We start from the raw sequence: 6,111 nt of genomic DNA on the forward strand, positions 1-6,111 counted from the left end.
CGCAGCGGCCAGTACTTCGACAACATCACCCCGGTCACCGGCAGGGTGTTCACCCAGGTGGCGCGCTCCAACGCCGAGGATATCGAACTGGCCCTGGATGCCGCGCATGCCGCCAAGGATGCGTGGGGCAAGACCTCCACCACCGAGCGCGCCAACCTGCTCAACCGCATCGCCGACCGCATCGAGCAGAACCTGGAGCTGATCGCCCACGCCGAGACCTGGGACAACGGCAAGCCGATCCGCGAGACGCTCAACGCCGACGTGCCGCTGATGGCCGACCACTTCCGCTACTTCGCCGGTGCCCTGCGCGCGCAGGAAGGCAGCCTGTCGCAGCTGGACGAGGACACCGTGGCCTACCACTTCCACGAGCCGCTCGGCGTGGTCGGGCAGATCATCCCGTGGAACTTCCCGCTGCTGATGGCCGCCTGGAAGCTGGCCCCGGCGCTGGCCGCCGGCAACTGCGTGGTGCTCAAGCCGGCCGAACAGACCCCGGCCTCGATCCTGGTGCTGATGGAGATCATCGGCGACCTGCTGCCGCCGGGCGTGCTCAACATCGTCAATGGCTTCGGCCTGGAGGCCGGCAAACCGCTGGCCAGCAGCCCGCGCATCGCCAAGATCGCCTTCACCGGCGAAACCGGCACCGGCCGGCTGATCATGCAGTACGCCAGCCAGAACCTGATCCCGGTGACGCTGGAGCTGGGCGGCAAATCGCCGAACATCTTCTTCGCCGACGTGATGGCCGAGGACGATGACTTCCTGGACAAGGCGGTGGAAGGCTTCGTGATGTTCGCCTTCAACCAGGGCGAGGTGTGCACCTGCCCGTCGCGTGCACTGATCCAGGAGTCGATCTACGAGAAGTTCATGGAGCGCGCCTTGGCGCGCGTGGCGGCGATCGTCCAGGGCAACCCGCTGGACCCCAACACCATGGTCGGCGCGCAGGCCTCGAAGGAACAGCTGGACAAGATCCTGTCCTACATCGAGATCGGCAAGGCCGAAGGCGCGCAGGTGCTGATCGGCGGCGAGCAGAACACCTTGCACGGTGGCCTGGAAGGGGGCTTCTACGTCAAGCCGACCGTGTTCAAGGGCCGCAACGACATGCGCGTGTTCCAGGAGGAGATCTTCGGGCCGGTGGTCTCGGTGACCACCTTCAAGACCGAGGAAGAAGCCCTGCAGATCGCCAACGACACGCTCTACGGGCTCGGTGCCGGGCTGTGGAGCCGCGATGCCTCGCGCCTGTACCGGATGGGCCGCGCCATCCAGGCCGGGCGGGTGTGGACCAACTGCTACCACGCCTATCCGGCGCATGCCGCGTTCGGGGGCTACAAGCAGTCGGGCATCGGCCGCGAGAACCACAAGATGATGCTCGACCACTATCAGCAGACCAAGAACCTGCTGGTCAGCTATTCACCGAAGAAGCTGGGCTTCTTCTGACCCCACATGCCCGGCACGCCAACGTGCCGGGCGTGATCACGATCAATGCGCCGGACATGGGCCGGCGTCAGAGTAGAGCTATCCCCCAGTAAGGAGATCGACGATGGACAAGACGATGAAAGCTGCGGTGGTTCGTGAATTCGGCAAGCCGCTGACCATCGAGGAAGTCCCGGTGCCGCGCCCGGCCGCCGGTGACATCCTGGTCAAGATCGAAGCCTGTGGCGTCTGCCACACCGACCTGCACGCCGCTGAAGGCGACTGGCCGGTCAAGCCCAACCCGCCCTTCATCCCCGGCCATGAAGGCGTTGGCCACGTGGTGGCGGTGGGTGCCGGCGTCACCCACGTGAAGGAAGGCGACCGCGTCGGCGTGCCGTGGCTGTACTCGGCCTGTGGCTACTGCGAGCACTGCCTGGGCGGCTGGGAAACCCTGTGCGAGAGCCAGCAGAACACCGGCTACTCGGTCAACGGTGGCTTCGCCGAGTACGCGCTGGCCAACGCCGGCTATGTCGGCCACCTGCCGGCCAACGTCGGCTTCGTCGAGATCGCCCCGGTGCTGTGCGCGGGTGTCACCGTGTACAAGGGCCTGAAGATGACCGACACCAAGCCCGGCGACTGGGTGGTGATTTCCGGGGTCGGCGGGTTGGGCCACATGGCGGTGCAATACGCCAAGGCGATGGGCCTGAACGTGGCCGCGGTGGACGTGGACGAGGCCAAACTGACCCTGGCCAAGCGCCTGGGCGCCACCGTCACCGTCAATGCCCGTACCACCGACCCGGCGGCGTTCCTGAAGAAGGAGATCGGCGGCGCCCATGGCGCGCTGGTCACGGCGGTCTCGCCGAAGGCCTTCGAGCAGGCGCTGGGCATGGTGCGGCGTGGCGGCACGGTATCGCTCAACGGCCTGCCGCCGGGCGATTTCCCGCTCAACATCTTCGGCATGGTGCTCAACGGCGTGACCGTGCGCGGCTCCATCGTCGGCACCCGCCTGGACCTGCAGGAATCGCTGCAGTTCGCCGCCGACGGCAAGGTCGCCGCGACGGTGAGCACCGACACGCTGGAGAACATCAACGACGTGTTCGCGCGCATGCACGCCGGTGCCATCGAAGGCCGCGTGGTGCTGGATTTCAGCGCCTGATGCATTGCCCCCGCCTGCGCCGAAGGTGCAGGGGAGGATGGAAGCCATGAACACCCCCTCCCTTGGGCGCAGCCCAGGGGAGGGCCGGGGAGGGGTCGCTTTGGGCTTTCTCCCTCAGCCCGCCCGCACGTGCACCGCGGCGGTCGGCATCCGATCCAGCGCCAGCCACGCATCCTCGATCACCCCGCGCACCTTCTCCCAGCCCAGCCGCGATTCACCACGGCTCTGCTCCCAGTGCGCGGCCAGCTCGGCTTCGGTGTCGGCACTGCCGCGCGGCCAATCCGCAGCGTGCGTGACCAGCGCGAAGGCATAGGCCGGCTGCAGGTCACGCCAGCGCAGTGCGCCACGACGGCGACGCGCGTAGTCATCCAGGCTGTACTGCACGAAGTCCTGCGCCACCTCGTCGGCGGCATGCGCGCTGCGCTGCAGTCGCCCGCGCCGGATCACGCTCGGATCAGCCCGGAACAACGTCGGGGCGGGGCGGTGTTCGACACGGTCAGGGCGGTACATGGCACGACCCTCCTCCTGCGGGGCAGCCACAATTACGCCCCCTCCCGTCAGTTCGCCGTGAGCTGCCTGTTAGCGAACAGTGAGAGACGGCCGGTGAATGGGGCAGGGCAGAGCGGGGCCCTGGACGGCTGCCCGCCGCAGGCTCAGGAGCCCCGGTCCCACAACCATTGCAGCCCCAGCGTGACACCACGGTCCGGTCCCGGCTCGTAGTAGCGCTGGTTGCCGTCGTTGACGATGACCGAGCCGATGTAGCGCTGGTCCAGCACGTTGTCCACGCGCGCGAACACCCGCAGCGGGCCGCGCGTGGTCGGCCATTCCCGTGCCGCCTCCAGGTTCAGCAGGGCGTAGCCCGGTGCGCGCGCATCGGCCAGGTCGTTGACCACCATGTCGCTGGCAGCGACCACTTCGGCAGCCCACTGCCATGCTCCCGGCTGCCACTGCCAGCGCGCGGACAGCTGCTGGCGCGGCACGCCCGGCAGGCGGCTGCCGGGCGCCACCCGGTTGGTCGGTACCCGGCATGGCGCGGGCAGGCCGGTGCAGGTCAGGTAGCCGTCACGCACGCTGGCCTGCAGCCAGGTCCAGGCCAACTGCAGGTGCTGGCTTTCGCCGACCGGCTGCTGCCATCCCAGCTCCACGCCCTGGCGGCGGGTGGCGCCGATGTTGCGGTAGCTGCTGCGCCCACCGCTGTTGGTCGCCACCGCCAGTTCGTCATCGGTATCGGCGCGGAACAACGCCAGTTCCAGGCGCGCCCCGCTCTGTGCACGCCACTTGGCGCCCAGTTCGTAGTTGCGGCTGGTCGAGGAGGACAGGTCCAGCGCCATCCCCGCACCGCCATCGGCGCGGTAAGCCAGCTCATTGAAGGTGGGGCTCTCGAAGCCGCGGCCCGCCGAGGCGTACAGGCGCAGGCCGTCGTTGGCGCGGAACACCAGTCCGCCGACCGGCGTGGTCGCCGAATAGTCGCGGCGGCCGCTGTCATCCGGGTTGCCGGCGGTGAGGTAGTGGTCCTGCGAGCGGAACCGCACCTGCGTGTGCCGCGCACCGACCAGCGCCGACCAGCGCGGGCTGAACTGCCACCATGCCTGCGCGAACTGGTCCACGTTCTGCACCTGGTCGCGCTGGTCACGGCGCAACCGGCCCTTGATGCCATAGGTGGTGCCGATGAAGTTCTCGTAGCCGGTGCGGTGCTGGCGCTGGCGGTCGGCATTGGCGCCGAGCACCAGCTCCAATGGCCGGCCGGCAAGCGCGCCATGCCAGGCCCAGCGCGCGTCCAGGCCGCCGTAGTTGCCGTCCAGGTCGATCACGCCGCCGGAATGCAGCGGGTTGCCCTGGGTCGCCGGCGGGATCGCCAGGAACTGTTCGACCGCACGCTGCCCGGCATAGCCCATCAGGCGCCAGGTCTGGTGTCCCCGGTCCAGCGTGTAGACCAGCCCGGCCTGGTTCTGCCGCACCAACTTGCGGGTGTCGTACTGGGCGGCGACCGCCGTGGCCTGGCGTGGATCGGCCTGCACCTGCGCGCGGGTCAGGCCCAACGGGTCCTGCGCGTGCGGGGCATCGAAGCCGTTGAGCAGCAGGTCCAGGCGCTGCGCCGGGGCCAGCGCGAAGCCCAACCGCGCCGCGAGCGACTCCCGTCGCGCCGCACTGTGGTCACGCCAGCCATCGGTGCGGAAGTGGTTGACTGCCACGTTGTAATGCATCGCCCCCGTCTTGCCCTTGAGCTGCACGCCGGTGCTGGCGCTGCCATTGCTGCCGGCGCTGCTGCGCAGCCGCCACGGGTCACCGGCCTGGCCATCGGCGCTCCACAGCTGCAGCACGCCACCGGAAGAGTTGCCATGCAACGCCGAGAACGGACCGCGCAACACCTCGATGCGGTCCGCGCCGAGCAGGCTGAAATGCGACAGTTGGCCTTGCCCATCGGGCATCGTCGCCGGCACCCCATCAACCAGCAGGCGCACGCCGCGCACGCCGAAGGTGGAGCGCGCGCCAAAGCCGCGGATCGACAGCTGGGTGTCCTGGGCAAGGTTCTGGCGTTCGCGCGCCGACAGGCCCGGCACGCCGCCCAGCGCTTCGCCCACCAGCGCGCCGCGGCCATTGCCAGCAGTACCCACGTCCACCGTGGTGCTGGAGGCGGGCAATTCGAAGTCATCCACCGCATGCACCTTGGCCGCCTGTACCTGCACGGCACGCAGGGTTTCCGGCACCGGTTCGGCGGCGTGGACGGGATCGGCAAGAAACAGGCCGGAAACGATCAGGAACGGGGCAGGGGTGCGCATCCATTCATGATCGCGCAGGTGGTGCCTGCGACGCGTGCATGACTGCCGCTGTAGTTCCAACTGAAATCCTCCGGCCATCGCCGCCCCACCCTGCTACGATGTGGCGGTTCTGGCCGCCGTGCGTGATCCGCGCCGGACACCCCCACTCCCCGCCACTCTGAAACGAGTACCGCCGTGTCCTTCTTTGCAAACGTGGAACAGGTTCCTGGCGACCCGATCCTGGGTCTGACCGAGGCATACAACGCTGACAGCCGCCCGACCAAGGTCAACCTTGGCGTCGGCATCTACTACGACGAAAACGGCCGCATCCCGCTGCTGCGTGCCGTCAAACAGTACGAGCAGCAGTTGGTGGCCGAGGCCAAACCGCGTGGCTACCTGCCCATCGACGGTCTGCCGGCCTACACCCTGGCCACGCAGAAGCTGGTGTTCGGCGAAGGTTCGGACCTGCTGGCCGCCGGCCGCGTGGCCACCTCGCAGACCATCGGCGGCAGCGGCGCGCTGCGCGTCGGCGCGGACCTGCTGCGCACGCTGCTGCCGCACGCCACCGTGGCCATCAGCAACCCGAGCTGGGAAAACCACCGCGCCGTGTTCGGCGCCGCCGGTTTCGACGTGGTCGATTACACCTACTTCGACAACGCCACCCACGGCCTGGATTTCGCCGGCATGGTCGTCGACCTGCAGAAGCTGCAGCCGGGCACCGTGGTGCTGCTGCACGCCTGCTGCCACAACCCGACCGGCGCGGACCTGAGCACCGAGCAGTGGAAGCAG

General features: G+C 68.6%; 5 protein-coding genes. 3 read left to right on the forward strand and 2 right to left on the reverse strand.

Translation table 11 applies throughout. The annotated features are described in order from the left end of the window. A partial coding sequence (adh, locus tag VA603_RS08505) for an aldehyde dehydrogenase (RefSeq protein WP_323438527.1) occupies positions 1-1,431 on the forward strand: 1,431 nt, incomplete at its 5' end. Positions 1,432-1,534: 103 nt separating this feature from the next. Then, positions 1,535-2,563 carry an alcohol dehydrogenase AdhP gene (gene adhP / locus VA603_RS08510; protein WP_192287179.1) on the forward strand — a complete coding sequence of 343 codons (1,029 nt, stop codon included), beginning with the start codon at positions 1,535-1,537 and terminating at the stop codon, positions 2,561-2,563. Between the two features lie 114 nt (positions 2,564-2,677). Here adhP and VA603_RS08515 read toward each other — a convergent pair whose 3' ends face one another. Together VA603_RS08515 and VA603_RS08520 are read right to left on the reverse strand one after the other, a co-directional pair. After that, entirely contained in the window at positions 2,678-3,073 is a 396-nt protein-coding gene (locus tag VA603_RS08515; protein ID WP_243693978.1) for a hypothetical protein, read from the reverse strand. A 143-nt stretch (positions 3,074-3,216) separates the two neighbouring features. Continuing rightward, complete coding sequence (locus tag VA603_RS08520) at positions 3,217-5,343, reverse strand: TonB-dependent receptor family protein (RefSeq protein WP_323438528.1); 2,127 nt, start codon at positions 5,341-5,343, stop codon at positions 3,217-3,219. A 174-nt stretch (positions 5,344-5,517) separates the two neighbouring features. Between VA603_RS08520 and VA603_RS08525 the strand changes: the two genes are divergently transcribed. After that, on the forward strand, positions 5,518-6,111 hold a 594-nt coding region (locus tag VA603_RS08525; RefSeq protein WP_323438529.1), incomplete at its 3' end, for an aminotransferase class I/II-fold pyridoxal phosphate-dependent enzyme.

Source organism: Stenotrophomonas capsici, assembly GCF_034961085.1.
Lineage (GTDB): Bacteria > Pseudomonadota > Gammaproteobacteria > Xanthomonadales > Xanthomonadaceae > Stenotrophomonas > Stenotrophomonas capsici.